At 68.5% G+C, this 24,101-nt stretch carries 17 protein-coding genes and 5 pseudogenes; 8 read left to right on the top strand and 14 right to left on the bottom strand.

All coding sequences use genetic code 11. The annotated features are described in order from the left end of the window. The first annotated feature begins 197 nt into the window (after nt 1-197). Nucleotides 198-530, top strand: coding sequence for a hypothetical protein (locus tag ACYQ5L_RS27720; protein ID WP_459961179.1), 333 nt, complete (start codon nt 198-200; stop codon nt 528-530). A gap of 16 nt (nt 531-546) precedes the next feature. After that, nucleotides 547-1,996 (top strand): annotated as a pseudogene (locus ACYQ5L_RS27715) (RNB domain-containing ribonuclease). On the opposite strand, the gene ACYQ5L_RS27710 reads toward ACYQ5L_RS27715, so the two are convergent. The 6 genes from ACYQ5L_RS27710 to panB form a co-directional block, all read right to left on the bottom strand. Then, complete coding sequence (locus ACYQ5L_RS27710) at nt 1,990-2,772, bottom strand: DUF1963 domain-containing protein (protein ID WP_459961178.1); 783 nt, start codon at nt 2,770-2,772, stop codon at nt 1,990-1,992. The pseudogene ACYQ5L_RS27715 and the gene ACYQ5L_RS27710 sit on opposite strands and share 7 nt — an antisense overlap. A gap of 162 nt (nt 2,773-2,934) precedes the next feature. Further along, nucleotides 2,935-3,246 carry a hypothetical protein gene (locus tag ACYQ5L_RS27705; protein ID WP_459961177.1) on the bottom strand — a complete coding sequence of 104 codons (312 nt, stop codon included), beginning with the start codon at nt 3,244-3,246 and terminating at the stop codon, nt 2,935-2,937. Nucleotides 3,247-3,314: 68 nt separating this feature from the next. Further along, a complete protein-coding gene (locus ACYQ5L_RS27700; protein WP_459961176.1) occupies nt 3,315-4,208 on the bottom strand; it encodes a CHAD domain-containing protein in 894 nt (297 codons plus the stop codon). Further along, nucleotides 4,209-5,165 (bottom strand): prolyl aminopeptidase, encoded by a 957-nt coding sequence (gene pip / locus ACYQ5L_RS27695; RefSeq protein ID WP_459961175.1) that lies wholly within the window; start codon nt 5,163-5,165, stop codon nt 4,209-4,211. Further along, entirely contained in the window at nt 5,165-5,647 is a 483-nt protein-coding gene (locus ACYQ5L_RS27690; RefSeq protein WP_459961174.1) for a hypothetical protein, read from the bottom strand. Before ACYQ5L_RS27690 ends, pip begins: the two co-directional genes overlap by 1 nt. Nucleotides 5,648-5,856: 209 nt before the next feature. After that, on the bottom strand, nt 5,857-6,711 hold the full coding sequence (gene panB, locus ACYQ5L_RS27685) for a 3-methyl-2-oxobutanoate hydroxymethyltransferase (RefSeq protein WP_459963565.1): 855 nt from the start codon (nt 6,709-6,711) through the stop codon (nt 5,857-5,859). 303 nt (nt 6,712-7,014) lie between these two features. Here panB and ACYQ5L_RS27680 point away from each other — a divergent pair. The 3 pseudogenes from ACYQ5L_RS27680 (at nt 7,015) to ACYQ5L_RS27670 (ending at nt 13,404) form a co-directional block, all read left to right on the top strand. Continuing rightward, nucleotides 7,015-8,532: pseudogene (locus tag ACYQ5L_RS27680) on the top strand (alpha/beta fold hydrolase). A 228-nt stretch (nt 8,533-8,760) separates the two neighbouring features. Next, nucleotides 8,761-10,100 (top strand): annotated as a pseudogene (locus tag ACYQ5L_RS27675) (glutamine synthetase family protein). A gap of 290 nt (nt 10,101-10,390) precedes the next feature. After that, nucleotides 10,391-13,404: pseudogene (locus tag ACYQ5L_RS27670) on the top strand (bifunctional [glutamine synthetase] adenylyltransferase/[glutamine synthetase]-adenylyl-L-tyrosine phosphorylase). A gap of 243 nt (nt 13,405-13,647) precedes the next feature. Here the strand turns inward: ACYQ5L_RS27670 and ACYQ5L_RS27665 are convergent. From ACYQ5L_RS27665 to ACYQ5L_RS27645, 5 genes are all read right to left on the bottom strand, one after another. Continuing rightward, nucleotides 13,648-14,001 (bottom strand): ESX secretion-associated protein EspG, encoded by a 354-nt coding sequence (locus ACYQ5L_RS27665; protein ID WP_459961173.1) that lies wholly within the window; start codon nt 13,999-14,001, stop codon nt 13,648-13,650. Further along, nucleotides 13,986-14,363 carry an ESX secretion-associated protein EspG gene (locus ACYQ5L_RS27660; RefSeq protein ID WP_459961172.1) on the bottom strand — a complete coding sequence of 126 codons (378 nt, stop codon included), beginning with the start codon at nt 14,361-14,363 and terminating at the stop codon, nt 13,986-13,988. The genes ACYQ5L_RS27665 and ACYQ5L_RS27660 overlap by 16 nt, the downstream gene beginning before the upstream one ends. 256 nt (nt 14,364-14,619) lie before the next feature. Further along, nucleotides 14,620-14,811 (bottom strand): hypothetical protein, encoded by a 192-nt coding sequence (locus ACYQ5L_RS27655; protein WP_459961171.1) that lies wholly within the window; start codon nt 14,809-14,811, stop codon nt 14,620-14,622. A 215-nt stretch (nt 14,812-15,026) separates the two neighbouring features. Continuing rightward, nucleotides 15,027-15,917: a hypothetical protein gene (locus tag ACYQ5L_RS27650; protein WP_459961170.1), complete on the bottom strand. Its 891-nt coding sequence runs from the start codon at nt 15,915-15,917 to the stop codon at nt 15,027-15,029. Nucleotides 15,918-16,109: 192 nt separating this feature from the next. Then, nucleotides 16,110-16,457, bottom strand: a complete 348-nt coding sequence (locus ACYQ5L_RS27645; RefSeq protein ID WP_459961169.1) for a glyoxalase superfamily protein — start codon at nt 16,455-16,457, stop codon at nt 16,110-16,112. A gap of 386 nt (nt 16,458-16,843) precedes the next feature. Between ACYQ5L_RS27645 and ACYQ5L_RS27640 the strand changes: the two genes are divergently transcribed. From ACYQ5L_RS27640 to ACYQ5L_RS27630, 3 genes are all read left to right on the top strand, one after another. Then, entirely contained in the window at nt 16,844-18,199 is a 1,356-nt protein-coding gene (locus ACYQ5L_RS27640) for a zinc ribbon domain-containing protein (protein ID WP_459961168.1), read from the top strand. 32 nt (nt 18,200-18,231) lie between these two features. Then, nucleotides 18,232-18,576 carry an endonuclease/exonuclease/phosphatase family protein gene (locus tag ACYQ5L_RS27635; RefSeq protein WP_459963564.1) on the top strand — a complete coding sequence of 115 codons (345 nt, stop codon included), beginning with the start codon at nt 18,232-18,234 and terminating at the stop codon, nt 18,574-18,576. Nucleotides 18,577-18,680: 104 nt separating this feature from the next. Beyond that, nucleotides 18,681-20,117, top strand: a complete 1,437-nt coding sequence (locus ACYQ5L_RS27630) for a neutral zinc metallopeptidase (protein ID WP_459961167.1) — start codon at nt 18,681-18,683, stop codon at nt 20,115-20,117. Between the two features lie 33 nt (nt 20,118-20,150). Here ACYQ5L_RS27630 and ACYQ5L_RS27625 read toward each other — a convergent pair. The 3 genes and pseudogenes from ACYQ5L_RS27625 to ACYQ5L_RS27615 form a co-directional block, all read right to left on the bottom strand. After that, a pseudogene (locus ACYQ5L_RS27625) lies at nt 20,151-21,028 on the bottom strand (lysophospholipase). Between the two features lie 30 nt (nt 21,029-21,058). Continuing rightward, nucleotides 21,059-22,420 carry a M20/M25/M40 family metallo-hydrolase gene (locus ACYQ5L_RS27620; protein WP_459961166.1) on the bottom strand — a complete coding sequence of 454 codons (1,362 nt, stop codon included), beginning with the start codon at nt 22,418-22,420 and terminating at the stop codon, nt 21,059-21,061. Continuing rightward, nucleotides 22,417-24,072 (bottom strand): CocE/NonD family hydrolase, encoded by a 1,656-nt coding sequence (locus ACYQ5L_RS27615; protein ID WP_459961165.1) that lies wholly within the window; start codon nt 24,070-24,072, stop codon nt 22,417-22,419. Before ACYQ5L_RS27615 ends, ACYQ5L_RS27620 begins: the two co-directional genes overlap by 4 nt. Between the last annotated feature and the right edge of the window lie 29 nt (nt 24,073-24,101).

Raw genomic sequence — 24,101 nt, 5'->3', positions numbered from 1 at the left:
CAAACCGCCGGGTTGGACGACAATGGCGACGCGCCACACGATTCGTATCGGCGCGGCTCGGCGTGTCGAGCGGGCGATCTGCTCGGAACTGGCCCCGGACGTGATCGTCGTCATAAAGTGTTGCGCGTTGGAAAGTTCCGTTGCGAAGGGCAACGGGCAAGGGTGTCAACGAACGTCGGAAAGCAGGTCTCGTCTATATGCGAATTGCTCGCAAACTGGCAGCGGGTGCGCTCCTCGCCGCTGCTGCTTCCGTTTCGGTTGTGCTGGGCGCCGGATCCGCTTCGGCGGTCGCGGTGACCCCGCTGCCGGGTGGATGGCAGGTTGATCTGAGCCCCGCGGATACGCAGTGGGTGGCGAACAACCACATCGGTATGGCTATCGCGGGCCTGCCGCATCCCTCGGCCGCATCGTTCGGCGCTTCGCTGGATTCGGCGGCGGTGCTGTCGTCGCAGTATCCGGCCGGCCGGGTGGTGTTCACCGTGTACGGTCCGTTCGATCAGCTGAACGGGACCATGCTGGCCCTCCAGTAAGGGACAGCACAGCGCAGTGGAACTGCATCAGAGGATCGTGTCGGCGCCGGTTGATTTCGGCGCCGTCCGAACCGAATTCGGATTGGCCTCGGACTACCCGTCCGAGGCCGTCTCGAGGCCCGCGACGCGGTGGACGCGTTCGCGGGGTCCCGAACGGACCGGCGTGACATTCCGCTGGTCACCATCGACCCGCCCGGCGCCATGGATCTGGATCAGGCGCTGTATCTGGAGCGCACCGCCACCGGATTCCTGCTGCACTACGCGATCGCCGACGTCGCCGCGTTCGTGACACCCGGCGGGCCGTTGGCCCGCGAATCCCTGACCCGCGGCCAGACCTTCTACTTTCCCGACGGCACTGTCCCACTACATCCCCGGGTCCTGTCCGAGGGGCGCGCCAGCCTGCTTCCGGAGGTCGATCGCGCCGCCGCCCTGTGGACCATCGAACTCGACGAAAACGCCGAGCCGCTGCGGTATTCGGTCGAGCGCGCCCTGGTGCGCTCCCGCGCCCGCCTCGACTACGCCACCGTGCAGGCCGACGCCGACGCCGGCCGTCTGCACCCGTCCATCACCGCACTGCCGGCGTTCGGCCGGCTGCGCATCGAGGCCGGATTGCAGCGCGGCGCCATCAGCCTGCGCCTGCCCGCCCAGAGCGTCATCCGCCACGACGAGGACGGTAAGGACAACCACTGGCAGCTGGTGATCGAACCCCGTACCGCCGCCGATGACTGGAACGAACAGGTCTCCCTGCTCACCGGCATCTGCGCCGCCCGAATCATGCTCGACGGCAATGGCTCCGACCGCCTCGGCCTGCTGCGCACCATGCCCCCGCCCGCTCCGGCGGCCATCGAATCCATGCGCCGCACCGCCGCCGCGGTGGGCGTGGACTGGCCCGCGGACGAACAGGTCGGCCGCATGCTCGCCGGCCTGGACCCCAATACCCCGCCGGCCCTGGTGCTCATGTCCGAGGCCACCGGCCTGCTGCGCGGCGCCTCCTACACCATCCTGAACGGCCAGCAGCCGGATACCGTGCAGCACAGCGCAATCGGCGCCCCCTACGCCCACGTCACCGCCCCCTGCGCCGCCTCGCCGACCGCTACGCCACCGAGATCTGCCTGTCCCACTGCGCCGGCGCCCCGGTCCCGCAGTGGGTCCGCGACGGCCTCACCACCGTCGCCGACACCATGCGCCGCACCGACACCACCGCCGGCAAGGTCGAACGCGCCTGCCTCGACCTCACCGAATCCACCGTCCTGGCCCAACGCCTCGGCACCGACTTCGACGCCGTGGTCCTCCGCGAAGCCAACGGCACCCGCCCCGCCGAAATCTTCGTAGCCGACCCACCCGTCCTCGCCAAATGCACCGGCTCCCCACCCGAAGGCAAACAGGTCCGAGTCCGCCTCACCACCTCCGACCCCACCACCCGCACCGTCACCTTCACCTTCCCCGCGGAGGCAACTCCTCAATAGCACTCCCAGTGGACGTCGACCCGGCTGAAGTCATGCGCGGCCAGATCCTCCGGGGCGATGAAGCAGAACAGCGTTCCGCAATCGCCCCAGCCCATGCCGATTTCCAGATCGGTGTCGAACTGCGCGAGCAGCACCGGCCCTGACGAGCGGGCCTGCTCGAAGTGCCGAGCCGCGACAGAGCCCGGCAGCAGCCCGCGGTCCAGCTCACCCTGGATCTCGGTGGCCCATCCGCCGAGCTGATGCCAGGACCACGAGTGCGAAAAGAAGGCATCGCCGAACGTTTCGAATTGTTCGTAGATACCGTCATCATGGTCCTTGCCGTCGAGGAGGTTTTCGATGAACCACTGTGTCGGGGGAATCGTCGGAACCACCGCGTAGGTCATTTCCGTGCGCTGAATGATCCGGTCCGCTGCCGCGAGATCCGGCGGTAGCGGCACCTCGCGCAGGACGGTGTCATCGGGGAAGTACAGAAACGCGCCCGACCAGCCGTCGGTGTCGCCGAATACCGAAATCCGTCCGGAGGAAGGAAGGTTCAGATCCAGCCTCGGCAGCTTCCCGAGATCGATGGAGGCCACGTGCTCGTAGTGCCCGTGATCGGCGCCGGGCCAGGGGAATCCGTCCGGCAGCTCCGGAAGACCACCGAAATAGCCGATGATCTCCTTACCGCCACCCGCATGGCGTAGCCGCAGTCCCTCCCGGACCGCCATTTCCATATCCGAGTGAAACTCCGCAGGAATATGTGCGCGCAGCAGTGTGCGCAGGTCTGGCTCAGTCATGGTGGGAACCGCTTCGATTCGGGGTGAATTCGGCAAACCAGTCCGAGACGCGCGGGCACTGGCGTATCGCATGCGTGTCTTCGAGGATGTGCCATACCGGTGGATCGGCCATATGGAGGTCTGCCCCGTCGATCACGCAATACTGGTAGCCGCCATGGCTGCTCAGGACCAGCATCCCCTGCGGGTCCCGCATGTCGTGATCAATTCCTCGACCGTCGCGACCGCCTGCCACTTGGTGCCGGCGGAGATCATCCTGATCCCGAAATCGCTGCCCACGAACCACGGACCGGGGTCGGCTCCGATCAGCCGCATCACCTCTCGTACGGCCACCGGAACCACCGCGACGTTCTGTTCGGCGCCGAATCGGTCGATTTCGGCATCCGATGCGCCCTTCGGCGGGCCACCACGCATGGACCGAACACTCTCGAAGGTCTCCAGGATCCGCCGGTGCCGGTCCCGCTTCTGTTTCCCCAAAGCCGATCTCCCCCTGTCGTACTCACTCCCGCACAGCGTACGACAAGGTCAGTACGGCGGTTGGCCGCTTACAGGGCGTGATGGCGGAGGAATTCGATGGCGGCCGGGTATTGCTCGAGGGCCTTGGCGGCGGCGGCTTCCTCGGCGTCGCAGAGGCGTTGGTAGCCCGCTTCGTCGGCGTCGGCGGCGTGGGCGCGCAGGGTTTCCAGGGCTTCGACGGCGTCGCGGTGGTCGCCGAGGACGGTTTGCAGGCGTTTGGCGTTCTTCGACAGAGCGGTGGCCGGGTCGCCGAGGATTTCGGCGGCGGCGTCGGCGGAGTAGCGCAATCGTTTGGCGGCCTTGCGGATGTCGTGCAGGTGTTCCACGCGCTCGGCTTCGGAGAGGGCGGGTTCGGCGCGGACCAGGCGGCGTAGGTCGCGGAAGTCGTGTTTGAGGACGCTGGTGAAGAAGTCGGCGGCGGGTTTGCCCGCGTGGGCGGCGCGCAGGGTGGGGGCGTCGACCATGGCGTGCAGGCGGTCGGTGAGGGCGCGGTAGCGGCGACTGTCGAAGGCCCGCACCGCTTCCCGGTGTCCTTCGGCGTAGCGGGACCGCTGTTCGGCGATGAGCTGGGCGCCGAAATCCGGGTGGGGCGCGGACTTCTCACCCAGCGGCACGGTCTGCTCGTCGAAGGGGACGCCGTTCTGGCCGAGCAGGGCGGCGAACCGATCGGCGCGCACCTCGGCGTCGCGGGCGACGCCGAGCAGCCCGGCCAGCCAGCGCAATTCGTCGCGGATTTCGGTGACCTGCTCGCGGTGGAACAGCTGCCGGTAGGAGCGCAGCACACTGCGCAGCCGCCGGGTCGCCACGCGCATCTGGTGTACCGAGTCCGGGAGGTCCGCGCGCACATCGGGTTCGGCATCGCACAGCCGGTCCACATCGTCGTTCAGGGCGGCGATCAGGGCGGGACCGGCTGTGGTGCTCATTTATGTCCTGTACTTGTCCGTGGCTTCCACCAGATGGTGGGTGATGCCGGGTTCGGCGGCGGCATGGTAGGCGTCGGGCACCAGGTGCAGTTCCGAATTCGGCCAGACCCGGTGCAGATCCCAGGCGCTCACGGCCGGGCACACCATGTCGTGGCGGCCCTGCACGATGACGCCGGGAATGTGGGCGATGCGGTCGATATCGCGCAGCAGCTGGCCCTCGTCGAGGAAGCCGCGATGCTGGAAGTAGTGGTTCTCGATGCGGGCGAAGGCCAGCGCGAAGCGCGGATCCGCCGATTCGGCGACCCGATCCGGTTGGGGCAGCAGGGAACTCGTCGCGCCCTCCCAGGTTGACCACGCGACCGCCGCGTCGGTGGCGAGCTTCTCGTCGGAGGAATGTAGCAAGCGGTGGTAGACCTCGACCAGATCCTTGCCGCGCTCGGACTCCGGCACCGGTGCCAGGAACTTCTCCCACTCGTCGGGATACACGAATCCCGCGGCGCCATTGTAGTACCAGTCGATTTCCTTGCGCCGCAACAGGAATATGCCGCGCAGGATCAGCTCGGTGACGCGGTCGGGATGGGTCTGCGCGTAGGACAGCGCCAGCGTCGAACCCCAGGAGCCGCCGAACACCTGCCAGCGCTCCACACCCAGATGCGTGCGCAGCGCCTCGATATCGCGCACCAGATGCCAGGTGGTGTTGGCCTCCAGCGATGCCCCGTCGGCAATGTGCGGCACCGACCGCCCGCAGCCGCGCTGATCGAACAGCACGATCCGGTACGCCGCGGGATCGAAGAACTGCCGATGGAACGGCGCGGTACCGCCGCCGGGCCCGCCGTGCAGGAACACCACCGGCTTGCCGGCCGGATTCCCGCTGACCTCCCAATAGATCTGCTGGCCGTCGCCGACGTCGAGCAGGCCCTGCTCGTACGGCTCGATCGGCGGATACAGGGTGCGCATCAGAACGCGATTCCCGAGGCCATGGACTGCAGGTTCAGCGCCGACAGCGCCTGATCCCGCACATCCGGGCAATTGGCGATCATGAGGCGATCCACCACGTCCTTGTCGCCGAGCACCTGCACATTGATGCCGCCATTGCGCAGCGCCCACTCGTGCACGGTGGTGTTGAGCGCGATGGAGCCCAGGGTCGGCCCCTGCACCCGCCAATCCGAGAGCTGCGGGCGGATGAGATCGCAGAGCTGCACGGCGGCCGCGTCGGAGACGCTGACCTTGCCGCCCTCGGTGCTGGGCGCGCCCGAGGTGCCGCCGGTGGTGGTCGGCGCCTTCGAGGTGCTGGGCGCGCTGGAGCCGCTCGGCTGCCCGGACCCGGTGGTCGTACCGCCTCCGCAGCCGGCGGTCAGGGCGACGGCCGCCGCCGTGGCCACCAGCAACAACGGCGCACGCCGGTTCCGGAGGATGCTCGTCCAACGGGTTTTCGACATTGGTTCCCTTTGATCGATCGATGACTCTGTGGAATCGAGTCTGCCACTGTCCCGCCTCTCCGCGCCTTCAGCGCACGGCTGGGGAGCCGTGCGCCGTTGGGCACGCGTGCCAGCGGTTGGGAGCCGATCCGATTTTGGGGGTACCCGACGAGTTACCCGGACCTTACGAGATCAGTTGTTACGTTCCGCACCCTCCGTGGCCGGTCGATTCAGAAGCTGTGTTCCGGTCCCGGGAACACCCCACGCCGCACCTCATCGGCGTAAGTGGCTGCGGCACTGCGCAATTCGGCGCCCACATTGCCGAACTGCTTGACGAACTTGGCGGTCTTGCCACTGGTGTAGCCGACCATGTCCTGCCAGACCAGCACCTGCGCGTCGCAGTCCACGCCCGCGCCGATGCCGACGGTCGGGATGGTGAGCTTGCGGGTGACCTGACCGGCCAGCTCGGCCGGAACCATCTCCATCACGACCGAGAAGGCGCCCGCCTCCTGCACCGCGATGGCATCGGCGATGAGCTGCTCGGCGCCGTCGCCGCGGCCCTGCACCCGGAAGCCGCCCAGGGTGTTGACGCTCTGCGGGGTGAAGCCGATGTGCGCCATTACCGGGATGCCGGCGGCGGTGATCTTGTGGATGTGGTCGGCGACGCGTTCGCCGCCCTCCAGCTTCACCGCGTGCGCGCCGCCCTCCTTCATGAAGCGCACGGCCGTGGCGAGGGCCTGCTCCGGAGAGGATTCGTAGGAGCCGAACGGCAGATCGGCCACCACCAGCGCGTGCGGCGCGCCCTTGACCACGCCGCGCACCAGCGGAATGAGCTCGTCGACGGACACCGCGACCGTGGTGTCGTAGCCGTAGACGACATTGGCGGCCGAATCGCCGACCAGCAGCACCGGAATACCGGCCTCTTCGAACAGCCGGGCCGTGGAGTAGTCGTAGGCGGTGAGCATGGACCACTTCTCACCGGCCTGCTTCATCTGCTGCAGATGATGCACGCGCGTCTTGCGCTTCGCGGGAGTCTTGGTCGGTGCGGCGCCGTAGGCAGGGGTTTCCGCATCGGATACGGACATCATCGTCCCTCTTTCGTCGTTCCTCGAGGCCCATGCGCGGGTCCCCGGGTTTGTCTGACTTTCCTCAGTGTGCCACCGCAGAGCTGCCGCTCGAGGATGTAATTCCTCACATCCAGCCCCCGCACGCAGTGGCGACGAACTCCTGCGGTGACGGGACGACTGATTTCGCAAGGTCCGGGTAACTCGTGGGGTACGTCCGAAATCGGGTCGGCTCCCATCCGGCGGCACGCGTTGCCAACTGTGAACGGCTCTCAGCCGGGCGCCGAATATCGGGGGAGGCGGAGGAGCTGGCAACATCGGGGCATGGCGTTGATGCGAACCGGCCGGGCCGCGCTCCTTGCGCTGGCGCTGGCGCTGGCGGCGACATCCTGCTCCCTTTCGGTGGACGGGAACCCGTCGGCCACCTCACCCGCGGGACTCGGGCAGTACTACAGCCAGAAACTGGATTGGGGCAGTTGCGCCGATTTCGTCGAGGACGAGATGCCCGCCGACGCCCTGTGCACGCGCGTGAAAGTGCCGGTGGATTACGAGAATCCGGACGGGGCGCAGGCGCAGATCGCCATCTCGCGCATCAAGGCCACCGGTAACAAGATCGGCTCGCTGCTGTTCAATCCCGGCGGCCCGGGCGTGCCCGGCCTGTCCATGGCCGGCATCGCCGACGGCACCGAACTGTCCGAGCGCTTCGACCGGATCGGCTTCGACCCGCGCGGCATCGGCGCCTCACTGCCCGCCATCACCTGCCTGACGGCCACCGAGAACGACGCCGAACGCGCCGAACCGAATACCGACAACTCACCCGCGGGCATCGCCGCCGCCGAGGCCGACAACAAGCAGTACGCCGACAAATGCGTCGAGCGCACCGGCAAGGACTTCCTCGCCCACGTCGGCACCCGCGAGGTCGTGCAGGACATGGACGTGATCCGCGCCGCCCTCGGCGATGAGAAGCTCAGCTATGTCGGCTACTCCTACGGCACCCGCCTCGGCTACACCTACGCCGAGAAGTTCCCGGACAAGGTGCGCGCCATGGTGCTCGACGGCGCGCTCGACCCGCAGCAGGACCCGGTCGAGGAATCGGTGCTGCAGGCCGCCAGCTTCCAGAAGGCCTTCGACGCCTACGCCGCCGAATGCACCGCCAAGCCCGCCTGCCCCCTCGGCCAGGATCCCGCCCAGGCCGTCGCCGAATTCCGCGAACTGGTGAGCCCCCTGTGGGACAAGCCCGTTCCCACCGAGGACGGCCGCGGCCTGCACTACGGCGACGCCATCACCGGCGTCCAGCAGACCCTCTACTCCACCCGCTTCTGGCCCGCCCTCACCAAGGGCCTGAACGAACTCGCCCAGGGCCGCGGCGAAACCCTGCTCGCCCTCGCCGACATGTACGACGGCCGCCGCGAGGACGGCACCTACGACAACAGCGGCGACGCCTTCAACGCCATCCGCTGCGTCGACGACCCGCCCGTCACCGACCGCGCCGTCGCCGCCAAACAGGACGCCGAATACCGCCGCGTGGCCCCTTCATCGACGACGGCCACGGCAGCGACGCCGCCCCCTGGAACTCTGCGCCACCTGGCCGGTCCCCAATACGAGCACTCCCCACCGCATTTCGATCCCCGGCCTCCCCAAACTGGTCGTGATCTCCACCACGGAGGACCCGGCCACCCCTACCAGGCCGGCGTCGACCTGGCCGACCAACTGGGCGCCTCGCTGATCACCTACAAGGGCACCCGCCACACCATCGCCCTCTCGGGCGAGTCGTGCGTAGACGATCCGGTAATGGCCTACCTCGTAGACCTGAAGGAACCCGCCCAGGGCCTCACTTGCTGAGGCGACCCCGGGTCCGCTCCGCCCGCGCTTGCGGGCGGAGCGACGAGTTCGGGGGTTCGGGAGTGTGGCGCTCGCGGGCGCAGCGACGAGTTCGGCGGGGTTCGGGGCGCAGCCCCTGAGAGCGTAGCGACTGTTTTCGGGGGTTCGGGGGCGAAGCCCCTGAGAGTCCCGAGAGTTGGCATCCCCCATGTAACACGGATTTAACTCCGGTTCCCTACGCTCGCGGTCATGGACCGTCAGAAGGAATTCGTCCTCCGCACGCTCGAAGAGCGCGATATCCGTTTCGTGCGGCTGTGGTTCACCGATGTCCTGGGCTATCTGAAGTCCGTCGCCATCGCGCCCGCCGAGCTGGAGGGCGCGTTCGAGGAGGGCATCGGCTTCGACGGTTCGGCCATCGAGGGGTTTGCCCGCGTCTCCGAGGCGGACATGGTGGCCAAGCCGGACCCGTCCACCTTCCAGGTGCTGCCGTGGTCCACCTCCAAGGGCCACCAGCACTCCGCGCGCATGTTCTGCGATATCGCCATGCCCGACGGCTCCCCGTCCTGGGCCGACCCGCGCCACGTGCTGCGCCGCCAGCTGAACAAGGCCGCCGATCTCGGCTTCAGCTGCTACGTGCATCCGGAGATCGAGTTCTTCCTGCTCAAGCCCGGCCCGCTGGACGGCTCCACCCCCATCCCGGTGGATCAGGGCGGCTTCTTCGACCAGGCCGTGCACGACGAGGCCCCGAACTTCCGCCGCCACGCCATCGACGCGCTCGAGTCCATGGGCATCTCGGTGGAGTTCAGCCATCACGAGGGCGCGCCCGGCCAGCAGGAGATCGACCTGCGCTACGCCGACGCGCTGTCCATGGCCGACAATGTCATGACCTTCCGCTACCTGATCAAGGAAGTGGCCATCGACGAGAACGTGCGCGCCACGTTCATGCCGAAGCCCTTCGCCGATCACCCCGGCTCGGCCATGCACACGCACATGAGCCTGTTCGAGGGCGAGCAGAACGCCTTCCACGATCCGGACGATCCGATCAACCTCTCGGAGACCGCACGCGCCTTCATCGCCGGCATTCTCGAGCACGCGCACGAGATCAGCGCCGTCACCAACCAGTGGGTGAACTCCTACAAGCGGCTGGTGCACGGCGGCGAAGCCCCGACGGCCGCCTCCTGGGGCCGCTCCAACCGTTCCGCACTGGTCCGCGTCCCGATGTACACCCCCAACAAGTCCTCCTCGCGCCGCGTCGAGATCCGTAGCCCAGACAGCGCCTGCAACCCGTACCTGGCCTTCGCGGTGCTACTGGCCGCCGGCCTGCGCGGTATCGAAAAGGGTTACACACTGCCCCCGAGGCCGAGGACGACGTCTGGTCGCTCACCGCCGCCGAGCGCCGCGCCATGGGCTTCCGCGAACTGCTTACCAGCCTGGACGAGGCCCTGAAGAACATGGAAAAGTCCGAACTGGTCGCCGAAACCCTCGGCGAGCACGTCTTCGACTTCTTCCTCCGCAACAAGCGCCGCGAATGGGCAGGCTACCGCAACCAGGTAACCCCCTACGAGCTCAAGGAGTACCTGGGCCTGTAGCCCTCCCCGTCCCCGGATTCCCCTGGAAGGGAGTTCCGGGGCGCAGCCCCGGCGGGGTGCGGGGGCGGCGCCCCCGCGGGGTGTGTGGGGGTGTCTCCCACAGATCGAACACAGCCCCAACACCTCTAGCGAAGCAAACCGCCGCAGCCTCGTAGGCCGACCCCCGTAGCTCCGCCCCACCCCGGCGAAGTTCCCTCCGCCGCATCGACCCGGCGGCGAACCGGCAACGATGTCCCTTATGAGAGGGTTGCCCAGGACGCCCCCAGTAGGTGACATGTAATTTGATGGACATGGTCCGGCCACCGACTGCCCGTTCCGCTGTCCCAGGTGTTGGAAGGCTCGGCCTGCTCGAGCCGACTGCCGCCGACTCGCTGCGAGAGTTGGCCTGGGACAACGTAGAGAGCGTCCCGCTGCTGTGGGCGCTGTCGCGCTCCCCCGACGCCGATCTGGCCCTGCTGACCCTCATCCGTTTACGAGAGCGGCTCGGAACCGACTGGAAGATCCTGGATTCCGCCCTGCGCACCGATTCCGCCCTGCGCGGCCGCCTGCTGGCGCTGATCGGATCCTCCAGCGCCTTCGCCGATCACCTGGTGGCCGATCCCGGCGCCTGGCATTCGCTGCGGCACGACCTCCCTCGCGCGAGGAGCTACTGGCGGACCTGCTGGCCGCGGTCCAGGCGGAACCGGAGACCGGCCCCAACGCCGGCCCCATGATGTTCCGCGCCGGTATCTCCGGACCGGAGGCTATCGCGCTGCTGCGCAAGCAGTATCGCGATCAGCTCATGCTGCTGGCCGCCATCGATCTGGCGGCCACCGTCGAGAACGAACCGGTCCTGCCGTACCAGCGGGTGGGACGCCATCTGACCGATCTGGCCGACGCCGCGCTGACCGCGGCGCTGTCGGTGGCCGTCTCCCGGGTGTGCGCGGACCGGCCGGTGCCGTCGCAGCTGGCGGTCATCGCCATGGGCAAATGCGGTGCGCGCGAACTGAACTACGTCTCCGACGTGGACGTCATCTTCGTCGCCGAACCGGCCGACACCACCGCCACCCGCCTGGCCGCGGAAATGATGACCGTCGCCAGCTCCGCGTTCTTCGAGGTCGATGCGGCACTGCGCCCGGAGGGCAAGGCCGGCGCCCTGGTGCGCACCCTCGACTCGCACATCGCCTACTACAAGCGCTGGGCGCGCACCTGGGAATTCCAGGCGCTGCTCAAGATGCGGCCCGCCACCGGCGATCTCGAACTCGGCGAGAAGTATCGCGACGCCCTCATGCCGATGGTGTGGGCGGCCTCCGAACGCCCGGACTTCGTCGCCGATGTGCAGGCCATGCGCCGCCGGGTCGAAGATCTGGTGCCCGCCGATCTGCGCGAGCGGGAGCTGAAACTCGGGCACGGCAGTCTGCGCGATGTCGAATTCGCCGTCCAGCTCCTGCAATTGGTGCACGGCAAGGCCGATGAGTCACTGCACGTGCAGGGCACCGTGGAGGCGCTGACCGCGCTGGCCGCGGGCGGTTACGTCGGCCGCGACGACGCCGCCAACCTCACCGCCTCCTACGAATTCCTGCGCCTGCTCGAACACCGCTTGCAGTTGCAGCGGCTCAAGCGCACCCACACCCTGCCCGCCCCCGAGGACGAGGAGGGCATGCGCTGGCTGGCGCGCGCCGCGCACATGCGGCCCGACGGGCGGCAGGACGCGGTCGGCGTGCTCACCAGCGAGATCAAGCGCAATGCCATGCGGGTGCGGCGATTGCACGCCAAGCTCTTCTACCGGCCGCTGCTGGAATCGGTTGCGCGCCTTGACGCCGACAATCTGCGGCTCAGCCCGCAGGCGGCGGTGCGGCAGCTGGCGGCGCTGGGTTATGTCGCGCCGGAGAACGCGCTCGGGCATCTGAAGGCGCTGACCGGCGAGGTCGGGCGCAAGGGGCGCATCCAGGCGCTGCTGCTGCCCACCCTGCTCGAATGGCTCGGCGAGACACCGAATCCCGATGCGGGCCTGCTCGCCTATCGGCGCGTCTCAGAGGGGCTCGACAACGAGATCTGGTTCCTGCGCGAACTCCGCGACGAGGGCGCGATCGCGCAGCGGCTGATGATCGTGCTCGGCTCCTCGGCATACCTGCCGGATCTGCTCATCAACGCGCCCGAGACCATCCGCATGTACGCCGACGGCCCGGACGGCCCGCTGCTGCTGGCGCCCGCGCCCGGCGATGTCGCGCGCGGAATCCTTTCCGGCACCGGACGTTACAACGATCCCAAACGCGCCGTCGCCACCGCCCGCTCGCTGCGCCGCCACGAACTGGCGCGCGTGGCCTCGGCCGACGTGCTCGGCATGCTCGACGTCCCGCAGGTCTGCGCGGCGCTGTCGTCGGTGTGGATCGCCACCCTCGAGGCCGCGCTGCAGGCCGCCATCCGCGCCAGCGAGGTCGAACTCGGCAGGCCCGCGCCCGCCGATTTCGCGGTCATCGGCATGGGCCGTCTCGGCGGGGCGGAGCTCGGCTACGGCTCCGACGCCGACGTCCTGTTCGTCTGCGATCCGCGCCCCGGCGAGGACGAGACGGTCGCCGTCAAATGGGCCATCGGCATTGCCGAACAGGTCCAGCGGCTGCTCGGCGCGCCCAGCACCGACCCGCCGCTCCAGGTCGACGCCGCCCTGCGCCCCGAAGGCCGCAACGGCGCGCTCGTCCGCACCCTCGCCGCCTACGCCGCCTACTACGAGCAATGGGCCCAGCCCTGGGAAGTCCAGGCCCTGCTGCGCGCCCACCAGGTGGCGGGCGACCGCGATCTCGGCGTGCGCTTCCTGCACACCATCGATCCCATCCGCTACCCCGCGGGCGGCATGTCGCCCGAAGGGGTCCGCGAGATCCGCCGCATCAAGGCCCGCGTCGATTCCGAACGCCTGCCCCGCGGCGCCAACCCGGCCACCCACACCAAACTCGGCCGCGGCGGCCTGGCCGATATCGAATGGACCGTGCAACTGCTGCAACTCCAGCACGCCCACGAGGTTCCCGCCCTGCACAACACCTCCACCCTGGAATCCCTCGACGCCATCGAGGCGGCCGAACTCATCGACTCCGCCGACGCCGAACTGCTCCGCGACGCCTGGCTCACCGCCACCAAGGCCCGCAATGCCCTGGTCCTGGTGCGCGGCAAACCCGCCGACCAACTCCCCGGTCCGGGCCGCCTGCTCTCGGCCATCGCCCGGGTCGCCGGCTGGCCCAATGACGACGGCAGCGAATTCCTGGATCACTACATGCGGGTCACCCGCCGCGCGAAAACGGTGGTGGAGCGGGTTTTCGGCGGCGAGAACTAGCCCGCCGCCAGCCCCGCCCCGACCGCGACGAGGACCGCCGGCAGCGTCATCGGAGGTCACCGCGTCGAACCGTACCCAACACCCCCGGCTCGGCTGCGGACCTGCGCTGTCGTGCCTGTTACCCGGCCGTCGATTCGCGGTCGGCCGGTGCACCGGTGTGCTTGAAACCCCGAGAGCAAGGCCTGAAGCGCTCTGGCAGGTAATGACATTGCGGCGCGCTGGCGGAGTGAGGCTGATCGACGGTCAGTGCGCGGGCGCGGGCGGAGTGCACAGGCGGGTGAGTTCCTGCATGAGAGTTGCTGGGGCGCAGGGGGATATGGCGAAGCGCTGGCCGTTGTAGCGGTAGGTGTAGCGGCCGTCGGCGGTGACGTCGAACCAGCTCAGGTATTCGGGAGGGGCGGGGGTCGGGGACCGGAGGGCGTGGTGGGCTGCGATGTGGCCGGTTGCGCCTCGCGGGGCGGTGAGCAGTTTTCGGAGCCCGGCTGCGGGGTGGCTCGAGGGCAGGGTGGATTCGAGGAGGCGGCGGAGGGATTCGCGGGTTTCGGTGTGGGCGGGCAGGTGGCCTGCGGGGGTGGGGCCCGCTACCGCCGTGAACACTTTCGGCACGAGAGCGGGGTGCCCGCCTCGATGACGATGTTCGCGCCGGTGCCGGGGTCTCGGCTGGGACGTTGGACCAACGTCACAGCGGCATTCCTGTCGATGGCGGCGTAGGCGCGCAGGGGATGGCGGCGGGTACCGGTGAGGGACAGGGAGATTGCGGGGTTGGCCGCGAGGTGCAGGACGGTGGTGAGGTCGCGATCTGCGCCTGCGGGGTGGCGGGCGGACAAGGCGCGGGTGAGGTGGGCGTAGTCGTCTTGCCAGACGCAGGAGGAGCGCAGGCGCAGGGGAAACGGGTAGCGGTCGGTGCGGGTTTCCTGCCAGAGGTGAATGAACTCGTCGGGGGTGAGCTCCCATTTCATGCTGGATCGTCCTCGGTGGTGAGGTCGGTTCGGGCGCGGCGACATTGGCGGGCGCCGGAGAGGGGCAGGGAGAGTGCGGTTTTGCTGCGAGGTTCACGAAGGGGGTGAGGCTGCGACGATCCAGCCGTGCGAAGAAGGGCAGCGGTTCGACTGTGCCGGGGTGGTCGTCTTGCTGTGCGCAGGAGGAGCAGGGTCGCGGTCGGTGTGGGCTTCCTGCCAGAGGCGGGGAGGAGCTCGTCCGGGGTGAGTTCTCATTTCATGTGGGATCGTCCTCGGTGGTGAGGTCGGTTCGGGCGCAGGGGATGTCGGCGCCGAGGACGGCAGGGATGGCTGAGGGTGGGGTGCCGAGGAGTTCCTGTTCGCGGTTGCGGATGAGCCAGGCGGGGGTGGGGTGGGCGGCGTCGGAGTCGGTGGTGGGGCGGGCCGCGGGTGGGTACATGCCGGGCATCCAGCCCATGGTGGGGTTGGCGGTGCGTGGGGGAGGGCTGGAAAGGGATGGGGTGGAGGGGGTTCCGGGGGTGGCGGGTCCGGGGAGGCTGCGGCCCGGGGCGCGCGGGGCAGGAGTACTGCCGGGGGATCCGGGGACGGAGGGAGTGCCCGTTGGGACCGGGGTGAGTGGGGAAAGTGGGCGGCCGGCGTCGTCGACGCTTGCGGGTTTGGTGGTTATCTCGCGGTCGCGCGATGGGGAGTAGGAGGCCGTATCGGAATGGGTTGCGCTGGGAACCGACTGTGCGGGGGCCGGTTCCGGGGCGGTGGTCGTTGCGGCGGCTGGGCTGGTGGCCGAGCCGTCCGTGCTGCCGTAGCCGATCGGTTCGGAAGGGGCGAGGTGTGGCCGGACGGGGCTGACGAATGCGGGTGAGGTGCCGAGGCTTGCGGAGGAGCCGGGCGCAGAGCCTGCGGGGTCGTCGCCGTTCGCGCCGGGCATCTCGACGGGGAGAACGCGGGGACGCCTGATCCGGCGGGTGGGTAGATCGGGATGTAGTTGGCTTCCAGGGCGGCGAGGGCGAGGCGGTATTGCTCCTCGCGGGCGGCTTCGAAGCTGTGCGCATCGCCGGGGGCCGCGCCGAGGATGAGGGCGAGATAGGTTGCGGTGGGGTCGGATTGGTCGCCTTGCAGGGGGACCGGGGGTGGGGGAACGGTTTTGCGTAATGCCTCCGCTCCGTAGGCGGCGGCTGCCATGCGATGGCCGGTGCTGTGCAGGATCTCCGCCACGTCCATGGCTTGGCCGGCGAACTGGCGGGCCGCGATGTCGGCGGCGTCGGCGATCCGGCCCGCGAGACCGTCGGCGAGTGCGCCCTGCACGGTGATGATCAGGCCGTGGATGTCGCCGCAGAGGTTGTCCGCGATATCCACCCAGGTCTCGGCGGCGGTGTGCATGTCGCCCGGGTTCATGGCTTGGACGGCTGCGTAGATCTGCTCGTGGGACAGGCCGCCGAAATGTTCCAGGCGCTGCACGTAATCCGGGTCCACGGCGCTGCCCGATATCCGCCGCTGTTCCTGCTCCGCGCCGCGCTGGCTCTGTTGAGCGTTGCGGCGCAATGCCTCCGGATCCATCGGCGTCCTCCCATCGCCTCGGCCGTGCCCACGCCGATCGGATGCGTCGGGAACGGTGTCGGGCCGTCGGGTCCGACGACCTCGACCTTCCTGTCGAATTCCATTCACCGGAATTGGACGCGCGGAATCCGCACCCGGTTCCAGCGCGTGCCCGGATCGGTGGTGATTCGTATGGGAGGCGGGTGCGGATGCCTACTCGGTCGGCGTACCGATGCGCAGCCGGTTCCCGTCGATATCCTTCAGCTCGATCTCCCGCGCCCACGGCATCTCTTCGGGTTCCACGCCGAATTCCTTTGCGATGGCGTCGATATCGCGGACACGCAGGTACACCAGGGTGTCCGGGCGGGCGTCGCCGGTGTGCTCGGAGAGGAACAGCGCTACCTCACCCCGGGCGACCTCGACGAATGCGGGGAATCCGGGTTCGAAGCGGTGCTCCCACTGCTTGGTGAAACCGAGGCGCTCGTACCAGCGGACTGCCTCCGCCGCATCGGCGACGCGCAGGATCGGGATGACGGCCTCGTTCACGGTGTGTCCTTTCACGGTTGCGGTCCTGGTGGGCGGCGTAGGTCTTCGCCCACTCGATCGACTCTGCCACGATCGGAGCGGGGCGTGCAGGGGCATCTCCTGACCGGGCGCGAGTCAACCGCCGTGGAAGCGCGGTCCAGGTAGGGCGATGACTGCTGCCCTTCGTGCGGTACACCAAGTTCCGTGCTGAATCGGGCGATTCCCGACTCGCTCGACCGATCTCGAACGGATTTTCGATCACCGCGATAGTGTTCTGTCACCGAAAGCTTCCCCGCGAGCTCACCAGCCGTGAGTGTCCCGGACGGAGCACCGAATGCAATCGACCACGGCGGGATCGGGGGCTTGGCATGATGCGTGGGTACCAGCTCCCGACGACGGCGAACCCGGGCAAGCTCGCGGCGGTGGCCGATATCCTGCCGCTGTGGCAGCGCGGGCTGGTGCATGTGCAGTACCTCCAGACGCGGAAGCTGAAGGACGGTGTGACCAAGCTGGGTTGGATCGGTGGCGAGGAAGCCAAGGCGTTGCCCGGCTATTTGTCGCAGCGGCAATGGAAGTCGGTCGTCAACCAGGTCAACGCCGCCCTGGAGTCCTGGCTGGCTGGCGCGCAACGCGGTATCGGCGACATGATTCGCGAACTCGACCTCACCGACGAAGAACTCCGCATGCAGCTGTACCGGATCAACGCGTACAGGGCGTGGTGGACAACGAACCCCATCTTGGATGCCAAGGGTGCGGTCACCGTGTCCGACCGGGCGATAGCCCTCGCCGCAGAGCTTATCCAGGCGTGGCTGCGCCGTCACCCGTTCCCGAATTTGAGCCGGGTTCGGACGATGCTGATGGATGGCCCCATCGCGCAGGTAGGCCAAGCCGCCGGCGCGCACGGTGACTACTGGGTGCGGGTCTCGACCCTGGTCACAGGGCAGCCGGTGTACATCCCGTTGCATGGCTACGGCTACTTCGACGAGGCGGCCGGGCAGGTGCGCAACTTCTGTCAGGTCACCGTCAGCGGCGGGGAGGTGTCGTTCGGGCTGGTGAAGAAGTCGGCGGATGCAGCGCCGCGTTCGGGCGGTGAAATCGTCGGGGCCGATTGGGGTTTGACGAATGTCTTCACCACCAGCGACGGCCGGATCTTGGGGCAGCGTCTGTACTCGTGGTTGATCGAGCGCGACCGCGAGCTCACCGAGCTCGCTGCCGCGCTGCAACGCGCCGGGATCGCACCGAGCAGCTGCAAGCGGTTTCGGAACCTGAATCGCCGCATTCGCGCCTACGTGCGCAATGAGGTGAACCGGATCCTCAACCGGCTGGCCGCCTGCGATATCCGTGAGCTCGTGGTGGAGGCGCTGGACTTCCGCATGGGTGGGTTGTCGAAGCGGTTGAACCGCATCGTGACCCGTGCCGGGCGGGCCGCGGTGAAAGCGAAACTCGCCGATCTCGAGCAGTCCCACGGTATCGCCGTCACGGCGGTGAATCCGGCGTACACGTCGCAGGAATGCTGCGGCTGCGGGTACGTGGACGAGCGAAACAGGACTTCCCAGAAGCGGTTCGTGTGCCGGTTCTGCGGTAAGAAGCTCCTAGCCGATATCAATGCCGCCCGCAGCGGCCGGGGACGTTCCCGGGTCGAGGACGGTTACCGTTATCTGCGCAAGGAGCGAACTCTTGCGGAGGTTGACAGCCGGTTTTGTGCCCGCTGGGGTGTGCGGGCTGCCGATCTTCGGGAGCGACAACTACGCGGATGCAGTACCGCTTCTTCGCCGTGAGGCGGAGTCAACCAGGACCATAGAATTCCACGATTCTGGATACTGTCGAGTGGTTCGAGTGCTGGCTCCGCACCATCCGCGACCTGCTCGACCAGACACCGGGCAAGGTCATTGTCGGCGGCGATTTCAATGCCACCTACGACCACGCCCCCTACCGCGACCTGCTGCGCGGCCGCTACGCCGATTCCGCCGAACTGCTCGGCGTCGGCGCGCTGCCGACCTGGCCGGACGGCGACTCCATGGGCGCGCTGACCGATTCCGGCCCCTTCATCGGCATCGACCGGGTGCTGGTCGCGGGCGGGCACGCCACTGAAATTCGATCGATCACCATCCCCGGCACCGATCATCGCGCCGTCGTTGCGAGACTGCGCCTTTGAGCGATAAACCGGGGGATACTCGAAGACGCCGGGTTTGCTGAGTCCGCCGTCCCGAGTTCCCGGGCCGGTGCGGGGCCTGCCCGGAGCGGTACTCGGGAGGCGAGATGCGGATTTCGCGACTGCGGGCCGGGCTGGTCGCGTTTCTGCTGGTGGCGGGGGTTGCCCTCACCGGTTGTGACGCGATAAAGCAAGGCGCCGAGAATCTTTCGGGCGGGATGGACAATCCCTTCGATATCAACGGCTCCTCCTCCGCGACCGGACCGAGCGGTCTACGCCCCGGCGTTCCGGACACCACGCTCACCGCCGTGAACACCGACGGCGGCCTCGAAGACCGGCTGGCCCTCAATGCCATGGCCGATCTCCAGGAGTTCTGGAGCGCGGAGTACCCGAAGTTCTTCCCCGGCGGCTTCGAACCGCCCAGCGGGTTCATCTCCTGGGATGCCGCCGCCCCGCGCGGCCGGGCCCCGGACTTCTGCCGCGAGACCACCTTCGAGCAGATCAATGCCGCCTACTGCACCCTGGACCGGTCCATCGGCTGGGACCGCGGCGTGCTGCTGCCGGAACTGGTGAGCAAGTTCGGCCAGATGTCCGTGGTCATGGTCATGGCCCACGAATACGGCCACGCCCTGCAGGCCATGGCCCGGCTCAATGGCATGCTCACCCCGACCGTCGTGCTCGAACAGCAGGCCGACTGCTTCGAAGGCGTATTCCTTCGCCATGTGGCGGAAGGGAATTCGCGGCACTTCACCATCAATACCACCGACGGTTTGAACGGCGTGCTCGGCGCGACCATCGCCGTGCGCGATCAGGAGCCCGGCGCCTCGGAGAACGAGCACGGCACCGCCTTCGAACGCGTGACGGCCGTGCAGATCGGCTACACCGACGGCGCCCAGGCCTGTATCGAGATCGACCGCGCCGAACTGGAACAGCGCCGCGGCACCCTGCCCACCAGCTTCCTGCCGGGCGAGGAATCCGCCCAGCTGCTGGTGGACCGCCAGTCGCTGGATCTGGTCGGGCAGACCCTGGCGCGCGCCTATCCGGTCCGGTCGCAACTGCTGTTCGACTACAGCGGGGTCGACCCGTGCGCGAATGTGACTGCCACGGACCCGGTTTCGTACTGCCCGGCCACCGGCACGATCGGCATGGATGTGCCCGACCTGGCCAGGCTCTCCCGCGGGAACGACAGCGGGGAGCTGCTGCCCGCCGAGGTGTCCGGCGACTACACCGCCTTCATCCTGCTCATCTCCCGGTACATGCTTGCCGTACAACAGGATCGGGACCTGGGCGTCACCGGCGCGGACACCGCGGGCCTGCGCACCGCCTGCCTGTCCGGAGCCTTCACCACCACACTCAGTGAGCCCGGCAGCGATATCCGGCTCTCCGCGGACGATCTCGACGAGGCGGTGTCCGGATTGCTGTCGGACGGCCTGGCCGCCAGCGATGTCAACGGCGAGGTCGTCTCCAGCGGATTCGTGCGCCTGGAAGCCTTCCGCACGGGCGTGCTGGATGGTGAGCAGACCTGCCTCAGCACCTACAACTGAGGCAACTCGAATGAAACCGCCTGTGCCGCACTCTTACCCGACTGCGGGGATGTGCGCTTCCAGCCAGTTGACGAGATCGGTGAGCACCTTGTCCTGCTCGGGCTCGTTGTAGATCTCGTGGTACAGCCCGTCATAGCGCAGCACGGTCTTGTCCGTGGATCCCGCGCCCTGTTCGAGCACATCGCTGCTCGTAATCGACACCAGCCCGTCGGCGGTGCCCTGCTGGACCAGCAGCGGCGCCGTCAGCTGGCTCGCGTGCGCCTTGACGAAGTCGCCCGCCTTCAGCATCTCGGTGGCCGTGCGCGCCGGCGCCCGCCGTGATAGTTCAGGGGATCCGCGTCGTAGGCGCGCACCACCTCGGGATCCCGGCTGACGAGATTCGAATCGATCTTCAGCACTGGCAGATTCGGCGTGAACCGGGACAGCAGCGGCGCGAGGAGCTTCTGCACGGCATTGCCCGCGTCGATATCGACCGCCGGCGCCGACAGCGCGATACCGGTCACGTCGAGCGGCGCCCGCGTGGCCAGATACGCGGTGATCAGCCCGCCCATGCTGTGCGCGACGAGGAACTTCGGCAGTCCGGGATGCCGCCGCGCTGCCGTCGACAGCATGGTCGCCACATTGTCGGCCGCCGCATCCGCCGACTCGATATTGGCGTTCACCCCGCCGTCCGAGCGCCCGTGCCCGATGTGGTCCAGGGCGTACGCCGCGATCCCGGCGTCGTTCAACCGCTCGGCCACGTGTGCGTACCGCCCCGAATGCTCCGCGTACCCGTGCACGATCACGGCCACCGCGCGCGGCTCCCCGTCGGGCAACCACGCCTGCCAGAACACGCGCCCCCGTTGCCCTGGAATTCGCCGGTCTCGGTCCGGGTCATCGTCGCTCCCTTTCGTCGCGCGTCCACGAAGCATGTGCCGCCCGAATTGTCGCACTATTGCGGATCAGGAGTGAGCGAGGCGGTCGATGAGACGGCGGTTGAAAGTGATCAGCCGGGCGTAGTTGGCGCGGGAGATGCGTTCATCGGTGCCGTGAATGCGCTCGAGATCGGCCGCGGTGAGAATGATCGGGGCGAAATTGCAGCGGGTCAGGGCCAGGCCGTCGTAGTGGCGGGAGTCGGTGGCGCCGGGGACGATGCCGACCGTGACCGCGATGCCGGGCACGACCTCGCGCGCCAGCTCCGCCACCAGATCGAAGGCGGGACCCGCCGACGGGTCGGCGGACGGCTCGGAGGCGGAACCGAGCAGCTCGATCGTCACCTGCTTGTCGCGGACCACGCGGCGGCAGTGCGCCACCACGTCCGCGACCGAATCCCCGGGCAGGATGCGGAAATTCACGAAGGCCTCGGCCTGCTGCGGCAGCACATTGGGTTTGACGCCGCCGTGGATCACGGTGGGCGCGGTGGTGGTGCGGACCATGGCCTCGGTCTGCGGCCGCATGGCGAGGATGCGGGTGATGGCGGGCCCGGCCACCTTCGCCAGCCCGAGCAGGGTGCGCTGCGGCTCGGACATGACCTGCCGCAGGCGCGTGACCATATCGACCGTCACGGGCGTCAATCGCAGCGGGAACGGATTGTCCTGGATGCGGGCGACGGCCCGCGCCAGCCGCCCCACCGCGGTCTGGCGGCCCGGCATGGAGGAGTGGCCGCCGACCGCCGAGACCGACAGCCGCACGGTCGCGAAACCCTTCTCGCCCACCATGATCGTGGCCACCGGGCGCTCGATGCCGACGGCGACGCCGGTGGTGATCACGCCGCCCTCGTCGAGCAGCAGTTCGGCCTGCACCCCGGTTTCCCGCAGCCGCGCGGCCATGCGCGAGGCGCCGCCGTCGCCGACGACCTCCTCGTCGTGGCCGAAGGCCAGGTAGATGGTGCGCTCCGGTTGCACGCCGTCGGCCAGCGCCGCCTCGACGGCCTCCAGAATCGCCAGCACGCGGCTCTTGTCGTCGATCGCCCCACGCCCCCAGATGAACTCGTCGTCCACGGTTCCGGAGAACGGCGGATGCGTCCAGCCCTGTTCATCGTCCACCGGCACCACGTCCATGTGCGCCAGCAGGATCGCCGCCACCTTGCTGGTGTCGGGCGTGCCCGCCCACCGGTACAACCGGCTGTGGCCGAAGGTCTCCCAGGTCAGCTGGGAGTGCACCAGCGGGAACGCGGTTTCGAGGTGTTCGGCGAGCCGGTCGAACTCGACCGGATCGGTCTCCGCCGGATCCTCGCGCGAGAGGGTGACGCAGCGCAGGGCCGTGGCCAGGCGTTCGGCCGTGGCATCGTCGACCGTGGGTGCGGCGGGTGCGGTTCGGGTCATCGGTCACCGGTCCTCGGCGGGAAGTTGACGGTCACCGTTGCATTGTCGATCAGATTCGGCGCGAGCGTGGTCGACCGCTCGGCGCGCCACTTGGTGATGCCCTCGGTGAGACCGCCCTGCAGGTCCGGGGTGCGCACCTCGGACAGCAGCGGCAGCCGCAACTGGGCCGAGGTCACGGTGACGCGGGCGAAGGCGGGGGTGTGCGACCAGACGTCGTCCACCACGTCGGTGATCCGGAATCCGAGGCGATGCCCGGCGGCGACCGGCCAGTCCTGTGCCAGCAGCCGCACCTGGGTGGTGGCGGTCGCGGGCGCGATACCGCGGGTGATATTGGTGGCCCGGCCGTCCGGGGCGATGTCGTAGACCTCGACCGTGACCGTGGCGGCCTGCGGGGGATCGTCCAGCGTCAGGGTCGCCGAGGCCGCACCGGAAATGTGCTGATCCGATTCGAGCGGCTGCGAGATGGTCCAGATCTCCCGATCGGCCCCGGGCACCAGGCCGCGGTCCATGTACTCACCGGGGCGCAGATCGACGGTCAGCGCGCGGCTGTCGGCCGGCGGCCACGCCTGCTCCGAGCGCCAGCCGCCGTCGAACTGGCTGACCGTGATGCGCGGTCCGGGGATCGTCACATCCTTACCGGCCACATGCCTGTCGAAGAACGCCAGCAGCTCGGTGTCGAAATGCGGTGTGCCGCATTTGGTGTGGCAGGTGCGATGGCCCCACTGCCCGAACCACGCCTTGTGTTCGCCCGCGCCGAGCCCGTTCCACACCTGGAAGACGCGGTCCGCGCGGGTGTTGTAGTCCACGAAGCCCTGGCCGAGGAACAACGGAATCGTATTGCCGCGCAGGCGTTCCACCAGGTCGCGGTCACGCCAGAACGCGGTGGTCCCGTCGTGGTCGGTGGTGTCGTTCAGGTACTTCGAATAGCAGGCGGTGTCGAAGTTGATCGCATTCGCCTGGTACTCGGCCGAATCCGCCCAATGCGCGGGCGTGGTCGCGATCAGCAGATGCTCCAACCCCGCGAAATCACCCGGCCGCACACCGTATTCGGTGATCGGCTTGCCGGAGAACTTCCACGACACCCCCTGCATGTACAGGTAGGCGTACGGATCCACCACCGGCTCGAACGAGCCCACCGCCGCCAGGCCCCTCGGCTTCTCGGCCAACCCCATGAGGCCGGTCCAGCCCTCGTACGAGACGCCGAACATCCCCACCTTGCCGGTCGACCACGGCTGATCCGCCGCCCACTCCACGGCCGCCTTCACATCCGACCGCTCGCCCGGTCCGCCGAAGTCCGGGCAGCCATTGGAGCCGCCGAAGCCGCGCAGGTCCACGATCACGAAGGTGTAGCCGGCGGCGAGGAACATCCCCACCTCGAGGTTCTCCGTCGACGGCCCGCCCTTGGGTCGCGGGTCGCTCAGATACGCCAGATGCGCCCGGTACGGACTCACGGTCATGATCACCGGAGTCCGCACGTCGTCGGCGAGCCCCTCCGGCCGCAGCACATCGGCGTGCAGCCGGGTCCCGTCCGCCGCGGTGATGTACTCCTGCCGCCACTGATAGCCCGTCTCGGCGCCCGCCCGTCCCGGCGCCGCCACAACCCCCGCCACCAGCAACAGGCCGACCAGGACCCGCCACAACACCATCCGCATGCTCACCATAGTGACCTTGGTCGGTGTTG

The sequence above is a fragment of the Nocardia sp. IFM 10818 genome, assembly GCF_054655275.1.
This window is presented reverse-complemented; position numbering and strand designations above follow the sequence as displayed.